Source organism: Brochothrix sp. (assembly GCF_017549435.1).
Classification (GTDB): Bacteria; Bacillota; Bacilli; order Lactobacillales; family Listeriaceae; genus Brochothrix; species Brochothrix thermosphacta.
This window is the reverse complement of record NZ_JAFYUW010000003.1, coordinates 1-20,456: the sequence shown is the minus strand read 5'-3', so window position 1 is coordinate 20,456 and position 20,456 is coordinate 1. Positions and strand designations below refer to the sequence as shown.

General features: G+C 37.1%; 19 protein-coding genes, 1 riboswitch and 1 other annotated feature. Of the genes, 2 read left to right on the top strand and 17 right to left on the bottom strand.

The genetic code is table 11. From position 1 onward, the window contains the following. From IKV95_RS00155 to IKV95_RS00140, 4 genes are all read right to left on the bottom strand, one after another. A partial coding sequence (locus IKV95_RS00155; RefSeq protein ID WP_483296353.1) for an asparagine synthetase B family protein occupies nucleotides 1–455 on the bottom strand: 455 nt, incomplete at its 3' end. Between the two features lie 96 nt (nucleotides 456–551). Then, nucleotides 552–1,238: a uracil-DNA glycosylase gene (locus IKV95_RS00150; protein ID WP_069128838.1), complete on the bottom strand. Its 687-nt coding sequence runs from the start codon at nucleotides 1,236–1,238 to the stop codon at nucleotides 552–554. Between the two features lie 86 nt (nucleotides 1,239–1,324). Continuing rightward, entirely contained in the window at nucleotides 1,325–2,521 is a 1,197-nt protein-coding gene (metK, locus tag IKV95_RS00145) for a methionine adenosyltransferase (RefSeq protein ID WP_069120683.1), read from the bottom strand. Between the two features lie 152 nt (nucleotides 2,522–2,673). Continuing rightward, a riboswitch (SAM riboswitch) is annotated at nucleotides 2,674–2,782 on the bottom strand. 68 nt (nucleotides 2,783–2,850) lie between these two features. Next, on the bottom strand, nucleotides 2,851–3,345 hold the full coding sequence (locus IKV95_RS00140) for an NUDIX domain-containing protein (protein WP_029092483.1): 495 nt from the start codon (nucleotides 3,343–3,345) through the stop codon (nucleotides 2,851–2,853). A gap of 102 nt (nucleotides 3,346–3,447) precedes the next feature. Between IKV95_RS00140 and yidD the strand changes: the two genes are divergently transcribed. After that, complete coding sequence (yidD, locus tag IKV95_RS00135; RefSeq protein ID WP_080712972.1) at nucleotides 3,448–3,720, top strand: membrane protein insertion efficiency factor YidD; 273 nt, start codon at nucleotides 3,448–3,450, stop codon at nucleotides 3,718–3,720. A gap of 318 nt (nucleotides 3,721–4,038) precedes the next feature. Here the strand turns inward: yidD and IKV95_RS00130 are convergent, their stop codons facing one another. The 12 genes from IKV95_RS00130 to rnz form a co-directional block, all read right to left on the bottom strand. Next, nucleotides 4,039–4,656, bottom strand: a complete 618-nt coding sequence (locus tag IKV95_RS00130) for an ATP-binding cassette domain-containing protein (RefSeq protein ID WP_069125142.1) — start codon at nucleotides 4,654–4,656, stop codon at nucleotides 4,039–4,041. Between the two features lies 1 nt (nucleotide 4,657). Further along, nucleotides 4,658–6,790 (bottom strand): DUF1430 domain-containing protein, encoded by a 2,133-nt coding sequence (locus IKV95_RS00125; RefSeq protein WP_287451275.1) that lies wholly within the window; start codon nucleotides 6,788–6,790, stop codon nucleotides 4,658–4,660. A 72-nt stretch (nucleotides 6,791–6,862) separates the two neighbouring features. After that, complete coding sequence (locus IKV95_RS00120) at nucleotides 6,863–7,237, bottom strand: lactococcin 972 family bacteriocin (protein WP_051457217.1); 375 nt, start codon at nucleotides 7,235–7,237, stop codon at nucleotides 6,863–6,865. Nucleotides 7,238–7,547: 310 nt separating this feature from the next. After that, nucleotides 7,548–8,636: an RNA polymerase sigma factor RpoD gene (rpoD, locus tag IKV95_RS00115; protein WP_029092486.1), complete on the bottom strand. Its 1,089-nt coding sequence runs from the start codon at nucleotides 8,634–8,636 to the stop codon at nucleotides 7,548–7,550. Nucleotides 8,637–8,657: 21 nt separating this feature from the next. Continuing rightward, on the bottom strand, nucleotides 8,658–10,475 hold the full coding sequence (gene dnaG, locus IKV95_RS00110) for a DNA primase (RefSeq protein ID WP_287451274.1): 1,818 nt from the start codon (nucleotides 10,473–10,475) through the stop codon (nucleotides 8,658–8,660). 16 nt (nucleotides 10,476–10,491) lie between these two features. Continuing rightward, the gene (locus tag IKV95_RS00105) at nucleotides 10,492–10,959 is read right to left on the bottom strand and encodes a YaiI/YqxD family protein (protein ID WP_069120688.1); all 468 of its coding nucleotides are present in this window, start codon (nucleotides 10,957–10,959) and stop codon (nucleotides 10,492–10,494) included. A 102-nt stretch (nucleotides 10,960–11,061) separates the two neighbouring features. Beyond that, on the bottom strand, nucleotides 11,062–13,128 hold the full coding sequence (glyS, locus tag IKV95_RS00100) for a glycine--tRNA ligase subunit beta (protein ID WP_287451273.1): 2,067 nt from the start codon (nucleotides 13,126–13,128) through the stop codon (nucleotides 11,062–11,064). 4 nt (nucleotides 13,129–13,132) lie between these two features. Next, nucleotides 13,133–14,008 (bottom strand): glycine--tRNA ligase subunit alpha, encoded by an 876-nt coding sequence (gene glyQ / locus IKV95_RS00095; protein ID WP_069120691.1) that lies wholly within the window; start codon nucleotides 14,006–14,008, stop codon nucleotides 13,133–13,135. A gap of 80 nt (nucleotides 14,009–14,088) precedes the next feature. Beyond that, nucleotides 14,089–14,259 (bottom strand) — a binding site (T-box leader). Nucleotides 14,260–14,316: 57 nt separating this feature from the next. Next, nucleotides 14,317–15,090, bottom strand: coding sequence for a DNA repair protein RecO (gene recO, locus IKV95_RS00090; protein ID WP_069120692.1), 774 nt, complete (start codon nucleotides 15,088–15,090; stop codon nucleotides 14,317–14,319). 15 nt (nucleotides 15,091–15,105) lie between these two features. Further along, the gene (gene dinB, locus IKV95_RS00085; protein WP_069120694.1) at nucleotides 15,106–16,179 is read right to left on the bottom strand and encodes a DNA polymerase IV; all 1,074 of its coding nucleotides are present in this window, start codon (nucleotides 16,177–16,179) and stop codon (nucleotides 15,106–15,108) included. 89 nt (nucleotides 16,180–16,268) lie between these two features. After that, nucleotides 16,269–17,036, bottom strand: coding sequence for an SDR family NAD(P)-dependent oxidoreductase (locus tag IKV95_RS00080; protein WP_029092493.1), 768 nt, complete (start codon nucleotides 17,034–17,036; stop codon nucleotides 16,269–16,271). 40 nt (nucleotides 17,037–17,076) lie between these two features. After that, a complete protein-coding gene (gene rnz, locus IKV95_RS00075) occupies nucleotides 17,077–18,003 on the bottom strand; it encodes a ribonuclease Z (protein WP_029092494.1) in 927 nt (308 codons plus the stop codon). A 317-nt stretch (nucleotides 18,004–18,320) separates the two neighbouring features. On the opposite strand from rnz, the gene zwf reads away from it, so the two are divergent. Continuing rightward, nucleotides 18,321–19,790, top strand: coding sequence for a glucose-6-phosphate dehydrogenase (gene zwf / locus IKV95_RS00070; protein WP_069125160.1), 1,470 nt, complete (start codon nucleotides 18,321–18,323; stop codon nucleotides 19,788–19,790). A gap of 44 nt (nucleotides 19,791–19,834) precedes the next feature. On the opposite strand, the gene IKV95_RS00065 is transcribed toward zwf, so the two are convergent. Then, nucleotides 19,835–20,320: a DUF6884 domain-containing protein gene (locus tag IKV95_RS00065; RefSeq protein WP_287451272.1), complete on the bottom strand. Its 486-nt coding sequence runs from the start codon at nucleotides 20,318–20,320 to the stop codon at nucleotides 19,835–19,837. Nucleotides 20,321–20,456 lie beyond the last annotated feature (136 nt).

Below are 20,456 nucleotides of genomic sequence, written 5' to 3'. Positions count from 1 at the left end.
ACATAATTAACGGGTTTAATTCCGATTTGATCACGGGCAATAAAAGCTGTTTTTTCTTCGCGATCCCAAATTACGAAACCAAACATTCCGCGCAAACGTTTAACGGATTCTTCCTTATACTCTGAATACATTGCAATAATAACTTCTGTATCACTCTCAGTTTTAAAAGTATGTCCTTTTGCGATTAATTCTTCGCGCAAAGCAACGTGATTATATACTTCACCATTAAAAATAATCCAATAACGACCATCATCATAAGCTAAAGGTTGATGCCCATTTTCAACATCAACAATACTTAGGCGACGAAATCCCATTGAAATATGATCTTCATAAAAATAGCCTTCATCATCTGGGCCACGGTGTTCAATAAATTTATTCATTTTTTCAAAAACAGCTTTATCATCTGCTGATATCGCTACTGGTTTATTATTTATACATCCTATAAATCCACACATATTATATTCTCTCCTATACGTAAACTACCATTTAATTTTTTATTCATTTTACCTGAAACAACTATCCTTATAATATCATACAATGTTTGTTAAACACTAGAATTTCCTTGTATTCGACCAATCTATTTCATTATCACCCATCGAAATTAAAATCTCATTAGATTTTGAAAAGGGTTTGCTTCCAAAAAAGCCACGATACGATGATAAAGGACTGGGATGAGGCGCTTCTATAATAAAATGACGCGACTGATCGATTCTTTGACTTTTTGTTTGTGCCGGTTTACCCCATAGAATAAAAACAATTGGCTTTTCACGCTGATTAAGTTCATCAATTAAACAATCTGTAAATGTTTCCCACCCTTGCTTTTTATGAGAATGAGCTTGGTGGGCTTGTACAGTAAGTACCGCATTTAATAACAATACACCTTGTTTTGCCCACGATTGCAAACTTCCATTTGTTGGTGTTGTAACCTTCAAATCATCTGCTAGTTCTTTATAAATGTTTCGTAAAGATGGTGGTAATGGCATTCCACTTTTCACTGAAAAACTCAGCCCTTCTGCCTGACCCGGTCCATGATAAGGGTCTTGTCCTAAAATGACCACACGCACGTCTTCATAGTTGGTTAGTGCTAAGGCGTTAAAAACCTCTTCTTTTGGTGGATAAATTGTTTTTGAAGCATATTCTTTTTCTAAAAAACGGGTGAGTTGTTTAAAATAATCTTTCGTCATTTCTTGCTCTAAAACGGTCTGCCAATAACCTGACAACTGCTGTTGCTCAAACATTTAACATCAGCTTCCTTTCGCTTTAAACATCAAAAATCTCTGACCACAACAACACTAAATCATGTGCGTGACAGAGATTTTAAATTTTATTTCAGTGCATCTTTCAACGCTGTAATACGATCTGTTTTCTCCCATGGTAAATCAAGATCTAAACGACCAAAGTGTCCGTAAGCTGCCGTTTGGCGGTAGATTGGACGACGAAGATCAAGCATTTTAATAATACCTGCTGGTCGTAAATCAAATGTTGCATTCACGGCATCGATTAACTCATCTTCAGAGTATGAACTTGTTCCGAAAGCATTAACTGAAATTGATACAGGTTTTGCGACACCAATTGCATAGGCAATTTGTACTTCTACCTTATCAGCCAAACCAGCTGCTACGATGTTTTTAGCAACGTAACGTGCAGCATAAGCACCTGAACGGTCAACTTTTGTAGCATCTTTCCCAGAAAAAGCACCACCACCGTGACGAGCATAACCACCGTAAGTGTCGACAATAATTTTACGTCCTGTTAAACCACAATCACCTTGTGGTCCACCGATAACGAATCGACCAGTCGGGTTGATGAAATATTTTGTTTCATCGTCAAGTAATTCTGCAGGAATCACTTCGTCAATAACGAGTTTACGCATATCTTCATGGATGGTTGATTGCTCTACATCAGGATGATGTTGAGTTGAAATAACAATGGTATCTACACGTGCAGGTGTACCATCTTCGTTATATTCAACCGTTACTTGTGTTTTTGAGTCTGGTCGTAAATAATCAACAATGTTTTCTTTACGCAATTTTGCAACGCGGCGTGCCAATGCATGTGCTAATGAAATCGGCAACGGCATCAATTCTTCTGTTTCGTTAGTTGCAAACCCAAACATCAAACCTTGATCGCCTGCTCCAATTGCATCAATATCTTCTTCAACAATTTCGCCATCACGACTCTCTAAAGCAACATCTACACCTTGTGCAATATCACTCGATTGTTCATCGATTGCTGTCAATACAGAACACGTTGACGCATCAAAGCCGTACTTCGCTCTTGTGTAACCAATCTCACGGATTGTTTGACGAACGACTGCAGGAATATCAACGTAAGTGCTCGTTGAAATTTCACCTGCGACTAAAACGATTCCTGTTGTTACTGTTGTTTCGCAGGCAACACGTGCCATTGGGTCTTTCTCTAAAATCGCATCCAAAATTGCATCTGAAATTTGATCTGCCATTTTGTCTGGATGTCCTTCACTTACAGATTCTGATGTGAAAAGACGACGGTTTTTTGTCATGTTAAATCCTCCATTTTTTATCATGCATCGATTTAGAAACGCTATAACCTCTTATGCAATCGTAAAAAAGTGGCAATAAACTGCATTAAAAAACCTTTTCTCACTAAAAAGAGAAAAGGTCATAATAGCATACTTATAGCTATACCTTTTTTCTCTTATCGCTCAAGATACCTTTGTATCTTGCCACAGGTTAGCACCTTACACCTTAGTGTAGGCTGCTGGGTTTCATAGGGCCAGTCCCTCAACCACTCTTGATAAGATTCATAATTGTTTCATCATGATATATTTTGATTATCTCAAACAAACCTTGTCTTGTCAATGAAATTAGACTAATGTTTGATGATTTCCTTCGCTTTATTCCAAAGTAATTCCATTCCGGCATCTTTCATATAAAAACTCAATGAAGAGGTCTCCAATTGAAGGTATTCTGCTTCTGTTAATAAGTGCACACCGCTCGTTTCATAGTCTTCAGGCAGTGGTGCTTCTTCGTATGTTGCCATCTCTATTAAAAAAGCGCGTTTAATCACTCGACCACGTTTTTTATCTTGAAACTCGTAATCAGCTAAAAAGGTCCATTTATCTTCACTTTTCAGATGCACACCTGTCTCTTCCCATAATTCACGGACAACAGCTTGCTCGACAGTTTCATCAGGATCTATTTTTCCTCCGGGAAACTCAATTCCACGAACGATATTTTCAGTCATAAGCCAATGACCTGTTTTAATGTAAGGTATCACTAAAATATCTTTCACATCAGTGCCTAATTGGTTTTTTTCGAAAGTCATTTGTACTTTTCCACCTGTTAAATCAGTATATTCTATCATAGTTCATTCCCCTTTTTCTTCAATCAGCAATCATATCTAGCGTCTTACACCGTATTTTAGTATACAATGGAGCTAGATGAATTAATTGAAAGGTTGATTGTTTTGAAACAGATATTATTGTTCCTTATTAAGTGTTATCGCAAGTTAATATCACCCTTGTTCCCACCTAGCTGTCGTTTTTATCCGACTTGTTCAACTTATGGATTAGAATCCATTGAAAAATTCGGTGCCTTTAAGGGTAGTTATCTTGCCATAAAACGAATACTTAAGTGCCATCCTTTTCATCCTGGCGGAGTTGACATGGTGCCAGATGAATTTTCACTCCGTACGAAAAAAGCACATGATCATCATTCGTGTGATCACACACATAAATAATTTCTACCACTGTTCATTATAACAAAGTTTTTTAAATGTGCTAATATTTGATTCTTTTTTTGTAAGAATAAAGCCTTTTTATAGCTTTACTTAGGTGTTATGGTAGTATCTCTTGTAAAGAAATAGGCGTAAGTGAAAATTTAATCCTATCATACAAAAAAAAGAGAGTGCAGGATTAATCTGCACTCTTTTTTATTTTTTTCTAATTGTTATATAGCTATCTGATAAGAATGTTGGATTGTATATTAACAGATTGATAGTAGAATAATGGCACTGAATGATTTAAACAGCTATTATTCAATAGTTACCGGTTAAACACTATAAATGAACTGTTTTTGTCGCCAATTTCGCCATGTATGAGTCATGAGTAACTAATACAATTGTGCAACCTTTTGTATGCAAGTCTTTTAAGAGCTTAAATACAAGTTCACGATTTGCTTCATCCAAGTTACCTGTCGGCTCATCTGCAAATAACCAACGCGTTTTTTTAGCAATCACCCGAGCCAAAGCAACACGTTGCTGTTGTCCACCACTTAACTCATAAATGTGTTGTTTCTCATAATTTTTCAATCCCACTTTTGCTAAAGCACTTGAAATAATTTGTGAGTGTTGTTGTTTACTCTTTTTTGCAAGTGCGATACTGATATTAGCAGCAACTGTTTCTTCTTCAATTAAGCCATAATTTTGAAATAAATAAGCATATGAATCACGTTTCAACTGTCGCGTTGCTCGACGAGACAAATTCATTTCCCCATTATGTTTGAGTATTCCGCTACTCGGTGCTTCCAACAACGATAAAATATTCAACAAGGTTGTTTTTCCTGAACCGCTTCTTCCTGTTATGACTACAAAGTCGCCTTCTTCTATTATTAACGATAACGGTTGTAATACAACCTTGTTACCGAATTTTTTTGTTAATTTTTGCGTTTCAATCACATTAACTCCCCCTCTTTAAACTTTTAGCTAATTGACGTTTTTCAAACAAACGATGGAAGCCATAGACTAAAGCAAATTCAAGCATAACGTAGCATAAAAAACTACCTATTATGACCATTTTAGTTGTTAACAACAAGACAGCAAACAATAAACCATTTAAGATAATAAGCAACCTTAAAAACGGGTAGTGCATCTTCCAATAATTGTAGCCGTGACAATACGTAATGACAATTCTGCGCTGGTATCTCCTAAAATAAAGTGCCGTTAGCGTATACGTTAATAGTAGTGAACTGCCGATAAGCAGCCCTAAAAAGAGCGCTAATTTCGCTTTATTTTCATTCAAAAGTTGAATTATAAAGCCTTTACGATTATAAACCGAAGCGACACTACGAACCAATCCTTCTGTTTTAGATTTTTGAATCGCTGGAAAAATGGTGGCATAGGGGTCACCTTTTGCTTCAAAATAGACGTTGCCAGAAAAATACCAACTGTAATCTAACGGAGTTATATTACCTGTTTCAATTGTGGCAAAGGCATTCGGAAGCAATAGTGGGATACCATTACCATACGAAAAATAGTCGTTGTCATCGTCAATGTAAATTAAATTCACACTTAAATCAGCCGCTTTCTCAGTCGTTCGTGGTAAATCTAAAAAATCATTGTAATAATCCATCACATCAATTCGACTCGACACAAAATCTTCTAAAAAAATCTTTTTGATTTCTGCTTCGCGCACTTTAAACTTTTGTGGTACAAGTACGTTTCGCACTCGTTTATCCCAATTGACTGCTGCAACAATATCTTCATACTGAATACTCCCTTTAAGCGGATGTCGTTTCAAATAGTTAAGATCAAGTATCACTTTACGTTCATCTGGATTAATAAGACTGACATCTTTTTCTGCTAAAAAGGCTTTTTCATCAACACCATCGTCAAGTTTAAAATCATTGGACGCCATTAAATAGCCACCTAGTGGTTGCATTGCTTCATACAGTTTTTTTAATTTTTGCCCACTTTTTGCACTAATGGCACGATTTTCTTGCCCAACATAACTTTGCTCTGGTGTATAAATACCGCGCATTTTCTTCCAATCAGCTGTTTCTTCTAAAGCAGATGTTAACATTGCTTGATTACTGACGTATACATGCACGAGCCCAGCAATTAAAGTTAAAAAACAAATTTTCAAACACAGATAAAGGATAAAAAGTCTCTTTACTGGACGTTTTCCTTTGACACTATCTAAGGCTTGTTTATCGAATAACACGGTTAAACCAATGATTACTATACTACTGAATAAAATAAGAACTGCGGTGAAACTAACGATTAGTAACACTTTATCGATAAATACGCTACCGGATTGGCTAAATTGCCACACAACGATAAAACATAATGCTACCAAGAAACTATACAACAAAGGTCCACGTAAACGTTTGATACCATACCACCAAATCTTGCCTTTTGCGTAACCTTGCAAACTTAAAAGATAGCGTGTTCGTTGTTGTAAAAAGCCATCATGTAGCAGCACAACACATAACGCTATGCTAACCAACAAGTTGAGCAATACCCAATCCCACTGCTGTGATAAATGCTGTAACCACATTTGCGCTTGCGCATCTATCTTCCCTTCATTAACACTCATGCCTTCTTTAGTTAAAACTGTTTTAAACTGATCGAGTGTTTTCTTATTAGTTGTGAATAAATAATATAGACTGGATGGTTGATAATTACGATTATCTTTCATTAGCGAAATATCTAAACGCAACGTTTGATCAAACAAAGCAAATTGCCCTTTTTGTTGCGACTCGATTGTTTTTTGTGAACTAATAAAATCCGTTGGTTTAGTGAGTTTAACATCGTTTATTGGTATTCGCCCACCTAAACTCACATCATTCGTCACTATTTTCTGTGTTTTTTCGTCAGGGTGAATATAAACAGCGATTGTCAAATCAAGCTTATTAGCGCTATCGATAATCTTAGTCGCAACGTCTCCTTTTGCTCCATCAGTATCAATACTCATAATTGTCACATCATTGTATAATAATTGCTGTCGACTTTGTCTTTTTTCCAACGTCACGAGCAATACACTCAGCAATACCATTTGTAACGTTAGCACTACAAAAATGATTTTCTTCATCAATGTCCCCCTAAAAGTAAGTCCGTTAAACTTAGAAAAAGCATCTTAGCCTTCGGGCTAAAATGCTTTAAGTTATTTCGTGCTATCATAATATGCTTTATTAGTCCCCCAAGGAGTCCAGTTAGCTGTCGCTCGACTAAAACGATTTTTTGATTTTGTCCAGCCACCCGAATTATAAGTGCCATTACCATTTACAACACTGCCATGTGACCGTTTTGTATAATGTTTGTACTCTGAGACAACTTGCTCAAGTGGCCATGCCCATTTATAGCCTCTAATCCAATACCCACCATCTTTCGGACCTGATGCGACACGAGCCATATCTGAACCTTGTGCGTCAAGTGCTTTCGCATTTAATGGCATCGCTGCAAACAAACTGAATGTGAGAGTAAATATTGATAGTATACGTATGCACCTTCCTGTTCTGCTCACCTTTTGTACTAACACGATTACTTCACCTCCTTTGATTTCCTATACCGCTTAATTTGAAATCAAATATAGCACATTCTCTTTCTTAAAGTCAATACATTTATGTGTCATGAACGTTGATTCAAAAGCATTTACACATTAATTTTATATCTTTATTTATAACTTTTTATATCTTTATATTTCATTAATCAATCATCTCCAAATCACTATTTTCAATCTATTAATTACAAGAAAAAGACTACAAAGATATATTTGCAGTCACGAGAGTACTTCTTTTAAATATAAAAAAACCGTACGCATCTCGAAAGATGTTTACGGTTCATCGTTTTTATTCTAAGAAATCTTTTAGTTGTTTGCTACGACTTGGATGGCGTAATTTACGCAATGCTTTCGCTTCAATTTGACGAATACGTTCGCGGGTAACACCAAATACTTTACCAACTTCTTCTAATGTACGTGTACGTCCGTCATCTAGGCCGAAACGAAGACGTAAAACGTTTTCTTCACGGTCAGTCAATGTATCCAATACATCTTCTAGTTGTTCTTTAAGTAATTCATACGCAGCATGTTCAGCTGGTGATGTCGCTTCTTGATCTTCAATAAAATCACCAAGATGTGAATCATCTTCTTCACCGATTGGCGTTTCAAGTGATACAGGTTCTTGTGCGATTTTAAGAATTTCACGAACTTTTTCTGTTGTAAGATCCATCTCCTCACCAATTTCTTCTGGTGAAGGTTCACGACCTAAATCTTGTAATAATTGACGTTGCACACGGATCAATTTATTGATTGTTTCAACCATATGCACAGGAATACGAATTGTACGCGCTTGATCCGCAATCGCACGGGTAATTGCTTGACGAATCCACCATGTTGCATAAGTACTAAATTTGAAACCTTTAGAGAAATCAAATTTCTCTACTGCTTTCATTAATCCCATGTTTCCTTCTTGAATTAAATCAAGGAACAGCATACCACGCCCAACATAACGTTTAGCGATTGATACTACAAGACGTAAGTTTGCTTCTGCTAATTGTGCTTTTGCTTCTAAATCGCCAGCTTCGATACGTTTCGCTAGAGAAACTTCTTCAGCAGCTGATAATAAATCAACGCGACCAATTTCTTTAAGATACATACGTACAGGGTCATTTATTTTAACACCTGGCGGCACACTTAAATCAGAGACATCTAATTTTTCGTCTTTTTCAGCTTCTGGAGCTGGTTCGTCTGTTAATTCAACACCTTCATTTGTTAAATGTTCGATAAATTCATCCAACAATTCAACATCTAAATCAAAAGGTGCTAGTTGTTTAGAAACTTCGTCATATGTTAATGTTTCTTCTTTTTTACCTCGGGCAAGAAGTGCGTCTTTCGTTTGCTCAAGTGTTAATTTTTTTTCTACAGCTTTTTTAGCCACTCGTATGTCCCCCTTTAAATATTACAGCTTGTCTAACGCGCGTTTTTTTGAAATTATTTCTAGTGAAATTGCTCTCACTTTATCACTATCATTTGCATTTAACGCATCGATTTGTTCTTGTTTTAGCCTTTTGAAATCTTGTAAACGTTGCAATTTATCTAATTGATAACAACAGTCAGCAATATCAACCTCTTCAATATTAGGCAATTCTTCCATTTCCATCTCAACAATAATATTTTTAACGCGTTCATCTTTAACCTCGATTAAAAACTGTGCAACATCTGCGATATTACCTTGGAGATAATATGGCAATAAATAGGTATAGATAGCTTGATAATCATCGTGGTAAAAACTCAAAGTAGACGCTTCAAATTTTTGCTGTATTTGGTCGAAAAATTGTGTATCTTTTAGCATCAATAAAACTAAATAACGTTCCATTTTATCCAAAGCTGTCCGTTTAACAACTTGTTGTGTTTGCGGTTGAAAAAAAGTCTCTTCATAAGCCGTTTGTGGTTGTCGTGTTGCTAATTGTTGTCGTAGAACAGCCTTATCAATTTTGGTACGTTGTTCTAATTCAGTTAAATAAACTTCTTGCTCGATTGGCCGATCAATTCTCGATATTTCATCCAACAATGTATCCACATAGTTAGCTATTTCATCGGCTTGATTTAAATCTTGTATTGTTCCTAAATAACGCATTAAAAACATCGGCCATTCAATTTGTTGCTGTTCATAAAAATCTTTAAACGCTTCAGCACCTTTTTTACGGATATACTCATCTGGATCAAGTTTTTCCGGCAAAGAAATAATCTTTACATTAAGTCCACGTGCCTCCTGAATCAACTGCACTGCTTTGTAAGTTGCATTCAGACCTGCAGAATCACCATCATAGCATACAATTAGGCGATCAGTCACTCTTTTTAACTTAGCAATATGCTCCGGCGTAAGTGATGTCCCCATAGATGCAACACCATTTGTTACACCTGCTTGACTTGCAGCAATGACATCCATAAATCCTTCGAAGATTGTAACAGATTTAGTTTGTCGTATCGCTTTACGCGCAGCTGCAAAATTAAAAAGAACATTTCGCTTATTAAATAAAAGCGTTTCAGGACTATTCAAATATTTTGGACCCTCTACATCGGGCAATAAACGACCCGAAAAAGCAATAGTTTGACCACGGTCATTGGTAATCGGGAACATAACCCGTTCACGAAAACGATCGACTGCATTACCGTCATCACGTCTTGCTAATAAACCTGCATCAATCATTACATTGTAATCAAAACCTCTTTTTTCTAAAAAGGCGGTTACTAATTCCCAACTTTTAGGTGCAAAACCAATATTATATTCACGAATGACTTCATCGGTTAATCCACGCTCATGTAAATAATCCAACGCGATTGTTCCTTCTTCAGTGCTCGTTAAAATATAATGATAAAGTTGCGCCACCAATGCATGGGCTTCAATCATACTGTGCGTTTCTTGATCCTCAATCGGTGGCTCTTGGAAAGTTTGATCACCACTAGTAGTGACTTTTAAATCGCCAATTGGAATATGACTTCGTTCCGCCAATTTAAGCGCAGCTTCCTGAAAACTTATTCCTTCAGATTCCATCAAGAAAGTAAACATGTTCCCACCTTTTCCACACCCAAAACAATGAAAAATTTGTTTTTCAGGTGAAACGGAAAACGAAGGGGTTTTTTCATTATGAAAAGGACAGAGGCCGCTATAATTGCGGCCCTGCTTTTTCAGTTGAACATAATCACTGACTACATCAACAATGTCATTCTCTTGTTGAATGCGTGTGACGAGTTCTTCTGGTATACGTCTAGACACTTTTTACCACATCATTTCATTCCATAGTTTCTAAATAAGACACAAATCGTTTTTTGAAGTCTAAACGATTTTCGAATGTGAAAGCTTTAGGTCCTTTAGAATGCACGCCTTGGCGGCGTTGTTTTGCTGCCAGATAACGTCTTTCTAAACTGCCATCAATGGTATTCTCATCGTAAATGACACCATACTGATTAATCACTAGCGCTGCTTTAGCCAATAATAAACTCGCTAAACCGATATCTTGTGTGATTACTAATGTCGTTCTTTTTGCTAAGTTTACAATTTTCATATCAGCTGCTTCTTTCATTGTATCAACGTACACCCAGTTCCCTGAACGATTGATTGAAAAATGATTGTAAGAAGCCACATAGACAACAGGTATATTAAAATTCGCCGCTATTTCTGCGACTTCTTCCTTAACCGGACAGGCATCTGCATCCACAATAACATCTGTTACTGCTGGATAACTTCTCCCATTAAACAATTTGTTGTCACCTCATTAATAGCTATTAACTCGTTTTCAAAAGAGTCATATAACTAATATTCGACATTGCTAGCTAAAACCCTTTTTTATTAATAAAATATTTTATTTAACAATAATTTCATCAAAATTAGCGAAGCTGCGTAATACAGAAGCTAACTCGGCAAGCATTGATAAACGATTATTACGTTTCTTTTCATCATCTACCATGACTAATGTATTTTCAAAAAACGCTTCAATGGGTTGTTTTAAAGACTTGAATAAAGCTAATTTTTCTTCAGGTGTTGCCGCTTTATATGATTGTTTTACTTGTGTAATAGCTGTGTAAAGCGCTGCTTCGCTTTCATTTTCAAACAATTCTTCTTCGATAGCACATGGTGCTTCTAATTTTTGTGATAAGTTCATCACTCGTGTTAATGCTTCTACCGTTGGACGGAACCACTCTTCTTTACTCACGTTATTAAGAGCAGTCGCACGTTTAAACAACTGTGATAAATCACGTGTTTCACCACCGACCATTGCTTCAACAATATCATGACGAACAGCTTCACCGCTTAGTAGATTACGTAAACGACGACCTAAGAATTGATGGAATTGGTTAAGCGTTTCATCAATTGGCATCACTTTAACGCCAGCATTTTCTTGTAATGTAATAATTTCACGAATAGTGCCGTCGAATGGCAATTCCCATCCTTGGTTAATTAAAATACGGACAACACCAATCATCGCACGACGAAGTGCAAATGGATCATTTGAACCCGTCGGAACCATATCTACAGAGAAGAAACCACCGAGTGTTTCTAATTTGTCAGCTAATGCAAGCAACGCACCGATTTTACTGCTAGGTAATTCACCTTCTGAACTTTTAGGAAGGTATGACTCACGAATGGCAGTGGCAACCGTTTCTTTTTCACCTTGCAACAAGGCATATTTATAACCCATTTCGCCTTGCAATTCTGGGAATTCACCCACTAAATTAGTCACAAGATCAAATTTATAAATAGCTGCGGCACGCTGTATATCTTCTTTTTCATCTGCTGTAAAACCAAAACGATCAGCTAATGCTGCAACGACTTTACCCACTCGTTCAATTTTAGCTGACATTGAACCTAATTTTTGGTGGAACGTAATTTTTTCTAATTTTTCTAACGCTGCAGCAATTGTAATTTTTTGATCTTCTTGATAGAAAAACTCACCATCAGAAAGACGGGCACGTAAGACTTTCTCGTTTCCTTTAGCAACCGTTTCAAGGTATTGATCATTTCCGTTACGAACAGTAATGAAGAACGGTAATAATTGACCCGCCGCATCTGTAACTGGGAAGTAACGTTGGTGTTCACGCATAATCGTTATCAATACATCTGCCGGTAAATCAAGATAGTTCTCTTCAAAGTTACCGAATAAAACAGTTGGGTACTCAACGAGGTTTGTTACTTCCTCAAGTAAATCTTCATCTATTGGAACAGTCCAACCTTTTTGAGTTGCTAATGCAGCCACTTGACCCGCAATCATTTCACGGCGTTTTGTTTGTTCTGCAACGACAAATACTTCTTCTAATTGTGATTCATAGGTTGCTGCCGATTTAATTTCAATATCTTTACCTAAAAAACGATGTCCGCGTGATGTGCGTCCTGTCTCAACATCTAAAATTTGGAATGGCACGACTGTTTCACCGTATAAAGCAACGATCCAGTGAATTGGACGAATGTATTTAACATGGTGATTAGCCCAATGCATGTTAACTGGGAAATTTAAACCTAAGACAATTTTGTCCCATTCTTTTAAAAGTTCGGTTGTCGAAACACCCGTTGTTTTTTTCAAAACAAACACATATTCCGTCCCTTTCACTTCTTTAAAGTAGATGTCATCTGTTGAGACACCTTGACCTCTTACAAAACCTTGTGCTGCGCGTGACCACTCGCCGTTTTCATCTAAAGCTGTCTTTTTAGCAGGTCCTCGCACCTCATCTTCACGGTCAGCTTGTGATTCTGCAACGGCTTGCACTGTCACTGCTAAACGACGTGGTGTTGAATAAGATGATACTTCGCCATGTTCTAATCCTTGTTCTGTTAACCATGCTTGTACATGTTCTTTCAATTGAATTTCAGAAGCTTGCACATATTTTGCAGGCATTTCTTCTAAACCAATTTCTAATAAAATATCTTGTGTCATCTGCTTAATCCTCCTTTTTCAACATTGGGAAGCCCAATTTTTCACGTTCAGCGACATACGTTTTAGCAACGCCGCGTGCTAGTTTACGAATACGGCCAATGTAATTCGCGCGTTCTGTGACAGAAACTGCACCACGAGCATCAAGCAAGTTGAATGTGTGTGAACATTTTAAAATATAATCATAGGCTGGGTGTACTAAACCTAATTCTAATTGTGCTAATGCCTCTTGTTCAAAGGTCGTAAAGTTTTCTAATAACATCTCTTGATTAGATGTTTCAAATGCATATTTCGAATGCTCATACTCTGCTTGGCCAAACAACATACGATATGTGACACCATTGTTCCATTCTAATTCAAAAACACTTTCTTTTTCTTGAATATACGAAGCAAGACGTTCAATTCCATAAGTAATTTCACTTGTAACAGGTGAACATTCTAAACCACCCACTTGTTGGAAATAAGTGAATTGAGTGATTTCCATACCATCTAACCAAACTTCCCAACCTAAACCAGCACAACCCATTGACGGATTTTCCCAGTTATCTTCAACAAAACGAATATCATGTTTAAGCGGATCAATACCGATTGCTTCCAACGAACCTAAATACAATTCTTGAATATTATCTGGTGATGGTTTAATGACCACTTGGAATTGGTGATGTTGGAATAAACGGTTAGGGTTTTCACCATAACGACCGTCATCAGGACGACGTGATGGTTCTACATAACAAGCTGCCCAAGGTTCTGGTCCGATTGCACGTAAAAAAGTATACGGACTCATTGTTCCGGCCCCTTTTTCTACATCGTATGATTGTAATAATAAGCAATTTTGTTCTGCCCAATAAGCTTGCAGTGTTTGAATCATTGTTTGTACGTTCATTTCACATTCTCCTTTTAGCTTTTTTTCGCATTGTTTGAATAAGCACAAAAAAACGTCCCTATGCTAATCACAATGACTAACATAGGGACGATAAATATCGCGGTTCCACCCTACTTGATGATTTTACAATCATCCACCTCAAGAAAATAAGCTCCAAGCTGCCTTCACAAATGCCGTATTATATGGTTCCCACTAGCCCATACTCACTTCAACCGGTTCAGTTTGCTACTACTGCTCTTCATTGCTTTATATACTTCTATAAAGATACTGTAAATAGTGGTTTTTGTCAAGAATTTCACTGTCAATAATCAGGTTGTTCCGCCATCTTTTTTCTGTAAATCAGTACTCCAAGTTGACATTTGTTTTAAAAAGCGTTTGGTTTTTAAATTTAATCCTGAAACTTCATCATAATAAGCATCAATTGCACGTTGCACTTCATCTGTCGTCGCTTGATTAACATCAATTTTGCCAATACGGCTAAAATCTAATAAATAATATAATCGCAGGAGATAAACTACTTTATCCGATAAATGCATTCGATGAGGATCATCCTCAAAACAACGTTGCGTAATCAAACCATTATTTTTAATGGAGAGATCAAACGGCCCTTCCGTATCACCTGTAAGTACACACCCTCGCAGCTCTGGATAATGCCCTAACGTATTCAGCATTTTCATTTCAAAAATTTGAGACAATACTTGCGCATCTTCACCCGCATTCATGCTCTCTAACACCTGATAAATTAATTGAAAAAGCGCTTGATTAGGTTCACGTTCCTCAACGGCCTTGTCCAATAAATCAACACAATAAGAACCATACGCTGTTGTGAAAATATCACTAGCTATCGTTGGGAATCGTTCGATTACTTCACCTTGTTGCAAAGTACCCAAACCTTTATTTCCAAAAAACATGAATTCTCCATAGGTAAACAACTGTGTGGCTGCAGCAATGCGGCTGTTACTTTTTTTTGCCCCACGTGCAACCAGGCTGATTTTCCCAAACTCTTTTGTATAGAGCCGAATGATTTTATCTGATTCACGGTAATCCATCACGCGAATAATTAATCCTTCACATCGTTCCATTTTTAACGCCCCCGTTTACAACCCTACCAATTTCATATTTTCAAACTGTCTCGTTTCTAGTCCTGTCACTGTTAAACCAATCAAACGCACCGGTCGTTGTTCCCACATTTCTTCAAAAATTTGCATCCCATAAAAATAAAGTTCATGACTTTCAGTCAAACGCATTGGCAAAGTTAAACGACGTGTTTGAGTCGTGAAATCATTATATCTAATTTTCAAAACAATCGTCTGTGCACTCATCTGCTTATCAACCAAGGTTTTTGAAATTCTTTGTGAGAAAGAGCGTAAAGCTAATTGTAACTCCACTTCATCAACTACATCTGCGGCAAAGGTTGTTTCACGTCCAAACGATTTACGTGTACGTTGTGAGCGAACTGGCGAGTCATCAATACCTCTAACTAATCGATAGAGTTGGTACCCTCTTTTTTTAAACTGTATGATTAAATCCCATTCTGACCATTGATATAAATCGGCACCTGTATGAATGCCTAGTGTGTGCATTTTTTCAGCAGTTACATGACCCACACCATAAAAAGCATCTATCGGTAAGGCTGCGATAAAAGCAAGTGCTTTTTCTGGCGTAATCACTGTTCTACCTGCTGGCTTTTTATAATCAGATGCCATCTTAGCGATAAATTTATTGTAGGAGACCCCTGCTGATGCTGTCAGTTGCAATTCATCATAAATGGTCGCTTGAATCTTTTGCGCTAACCGGCTAGCCGAAGGTTCGTTTATTTTATTAACTGTTACATCAAGATAAGCTTCATCTAATGATAACGGTTCTATTTCATCCGTAAAACGATGGAATATTTCATGAATTTTGACCGATATTTCTTGATATCGCGACATTCGTGGGGAGATAAAAACCGCTTGTGGACAAAGTTTCAACGCTTCAACACTCGGCATCGCTGAGTGAATGCCGAACTTTCTCGCTTCGTAAGAGGCTGTTGCTACAACGCCTCGTTTTGAAACACGTGGATCACTAGCTATCACAACAGGCTTCCCTTTTAATGATGGCAAATCACGCTGTTCTACTTGTGCATAAAAAGCGTCCATATCAATATGAATAATTTTACGTTTCGTTTCCACTCTATCACCTCCCCAAACAGAACATCTGTTCTATTTCAGTTTAGCACCAAAGTTCGTAAAAGTATATCGATAGAGCTAGATATTTCCATTTATTTTTTCAAGAAAAAGGGTTTTGCAATCCATTCCACAGTACGTGGGAAAAGCGAGTGTAATCGAGCGCCTAAAGCCATTGTAAACGGCAAAGTCAATTCTCTTTTACGCTTGCCAATCAGCTTAATCATTTTAGACGCAACTACTTCTGGTTGTAAGCTAAAACGCGCGACATCTTTTAAATAAGTCCCCTCTTTATCTGCAATATCAAAAAATGGGGTTGTAATCGGGCCGGGATTAATTGTTGTCACAAAAATATTATCGGCCGCTACTTCCATCCGCAACGCATTAGCATAACCGATCACAGCAAATTTACTCGCAGCATATGCACTTGTTTTCGGTGTCGCTAGCTTGCCTGCTACAGAGGCTACCATCATAATATGACCTGCTTGTTGCGCTTTAAAACGTGGCAATAAAAGTTGATTGATATGAATCCCCCCACTAACATTGGTTAACAACATACCTTCCACGCTTTTAATTGGTGTTTTTTCCGCTAATTCAAATAAACCAAAACCAGCACAATGAATCACCCCATCAATTCTTGGGAATTTTTCTAGAATACTCGTTATTGTTATTTTAACAGCATCGGAGTTACTTACATCACAGGTATAAACATACCCTTTAGCAGGATAATCTTCTACTAGTTTTGTCATCGTTTCGATACGTCGTGCCAACAAAATAACCGTGTCTCCCTGTTTTAAAAGCTGACTTGCTATTTCAAAACCAACACCGCTAGATGCCCCTGTCACAATAATTGTACGTTCCATCTTAAACCTCCCTTAACCATTAAATAGACAACCCTACTTTTTACTTTTGATAAGGTATCTCGAACGTTGAAAAGTCATCTGCAATATCTGTATTTTCAAAAACACTTCGCGCTTCTTGCGCCAGTTTTTTCAAGTCATCAAACATATAACGCGATGAAATATGAGTCAAAATAAGGTGTGTTACATTAGCTTTAAGTGCGATTGTTGCTGCTTGAGTTGTTGACGAATGATAGTAAGCGCGGGCCATTTTACTTTTATCAGCTTCAAATGTTGCTTCGTGAACTAAAACGTTCGCACCTTGCGCTAATTTAACAGATGTGTCGGTTGGACGCGTATCTCCTAGAATGGTAACAATCCGCCCTTTAATGGAAGGAGCTACAAAATCTTTACCTGAGATAACTGAACCGTCTTCAAGCGTCACATCGCCACCGTCTTTAATTACTTTAAATACAGGGCCTGGTTTAACGCCAAGTTTTGTTAACCCTGCAACATCTAATTTCCCTACTTTATCACGTTCTTCGATTCTAAAGCCGTAACTATCGATTCCATGACTGAGCAGTGCTGTTTCGACTTTAAATTGTTCATCTTCAAAAATAACACCTGGTTGCATTTCCTCAATGATCAACGGATACGATAAGTGTGTTTGAGACACTTTCAAACTTGTCTCAATAAAAGCACGAATTCCTTTAGGGCCATAGACTGTTAACGCTGTGTCCCCGCCTTGGAATGAACGACTACTTAACAAGCCAGGCAAACCAAAAATATGATCGCCGTGTAAATGTGTAATGAATATTTTTTCGATTTTCCCTGGTTTTAAAGAACTCTTCAATAATTGATGCTGTGTTGCTTCTCCACAATCAAATAGCCACCAAACACTGCGTTCATCCAATAATTGTAACGCAATAGCTGTGACGTTACGTGTTTTCGCTGGTACACCTGCTCCTGTACCCAAAAAAGTCAGTTCCATTTTTATGCCTCGTTTCTATCACTGTTATTTTTTATTCATTCAATTAAATGATTATTTATATCAGATTCATAAATTATTTATCACATCTAAACACCCTAAAAGGTGTACCACTTATTTTACCATAATATTAGCTAACTGATTATATTATCGACCAATTTTACAATTTAAAAAAACCCGTACTTTCTAGTATCTCAACGAAAAATCAGATTTCTCTAAAAATTATCGATTCACTTACTATACCACTTTTAGCTTTCGTGTTATATTAGTAGGTGCAAGCAAAAACGCATCTAAATGAGAATGAAAGAAGGCTTATCAATATGACAACTATAAAAGAAGAAACAACGCTTATAACGATATTTGGTGGCACAGGAGATTTAGCTAACCGAAAATTATATCCGGCAATCTACCGTTTGTATGCAAAAGGATTTTTAAAAGAAAACTTCGCAGTTATCGGAACAGCGCGTCGTCAGTTAACTAATGAGTTATTCAGACAACAGGTCGCTTCTTCCATTACGTCAATTGCCGACAAATCGCAAATCCAAGAATTTGTTTCACACTTTTATTACCGTTCACATGATGTTACTAACCAAGAATCATACAAAGTATTACTTGATTTATCAAACGAACTCGATTCAAAATATAGCCTCAAGGGCAATCGTATCTTTTTCCTTGCGATGGCACCGACTTTCTTTAATGAAATTGCGGTCCGTTTAAAATCTGAAGGTCTTGTAGATACAGAGGGTTACCAACGTTTAATGATTGAAAAACCATTTGGTCATAATCTTGAATCCGCACAGGAACTAAATGATGCCTTAGGTCTTGCGTTTAACGAAAATCAAATTTATCGCATCGACCATTATTTAGGTAAAGAGATGGTTCAAAATGTATCAGCTATTCGTTTCGCAAACCCAATGATTGAAGCGCTATGGAATAATCGTCACATCAGCAACATCCAAGTGACTTTAGCTGAAGAATTAGGTGTGGAAGAGCGTGGTGGTTATTATGACAACAGTGGCGCTTTACGTGACATGTTCCAAAATCACATTTTACAAGTTGTTTCACTGGTTTTAATGGATTACCCTCTTTCATTAGACAAGTCAGATATTCGTGCTGAAAAAGTTCGTCTATTACGCTCGTTTGATGTACCTGAAGTTGATGAAGTGAACAATTTCTTCGTCCCTGGCCAATATGATGCGAATCCTGAAGATGCGACTAAGTACAAAGCTTATCGTTCTGAGGATAACGTTGATCCTAAATCAACAACAGAGACTTTTGTCGCTGGAAAACTCACTTCTCATAGTGATCGTTGGAACGGTGTACCGATATATATCCGTACAGGGAAACGTCTTGAAACGAAGAAAACAAGTATTGTGATTGAATTCAAAAATGACCGCCCTAACTTGTTTGATGATTCAAATGAACAAATCAGCAATACACTTGTGATAGAAATTGCTCCAAACGAAAGCATTTCACTCAATATCAATGTAAAAGTACCTGGACAAGGCTTGGTTACACAACCAACTGTATTACAAACATCAGCTGACTCAGTTGATCCTAATGCACCAGAAGCGTATGAAAAAGTTATTCATGATTGTTTACGTGGTGACGCAACTTACTTCTCTCATTGGGATGAAGTAGCACTTTCATGGCAACTTGTTGATCGTATTTACGAAGGTTGGGCAACACATCCAACATCGTTACCAAACTATGCATCTGGTAGCACAGGACCTGAAGCTGCTAATGAATTGTTAGCAAAAGACGGTTTTAAATGGTACCCATTATCTTAAAACTTAAAAGAGCCACAAAGCAAATTATGCTTTGTGGCTTTCTGTTACATCATTTTATCCTTGGTATTGTGAAAGGGTTCGTTAGCTAAAAGAGATAACTTCATTTTCTGTTGCATGTAGCCAATGCCTCCTAAACCAACTAATGGGTATTCAACCCAATTCGCTTCGTCTTCTGTCATAAAAGCCTTCACAAATTTAATGAACTTTTCTCCACCAAAAAGATAGATTGATTGTTCAGGTTCTTTTAATTTTAACCATTGTGCTTTTAATTGTGATGCTTGGATTGTATTCTTATTTATACCACTGGCATTAAAGCGTACATCATAGGTTTCTGTTAATACTTTATCTAACTCAACTAAACCATAATAAGGTGATAAAATCAGTACTGTTTCGGTTGTTAAAAAATGCTTTGTATAGTCACGACATAATCGATGAAAAGTACCTGTGTAAACATCACTTGCTTTAGTAGGTACTGTTTCAACTGTTTTATCCCAACACTTCGGTTTACCACTGGCAATTATCACTGTCATACGACGTCCTCTGGCAATGGGTAGTACCAATAAATAATATCTTTGTCGCAATAATCTAACTCAAAACCGCTTTTTTGTAACACATGTTTGGATGCAAGGTTGTATGTAAAACACTTCGCTGTAATACGTGTCATTT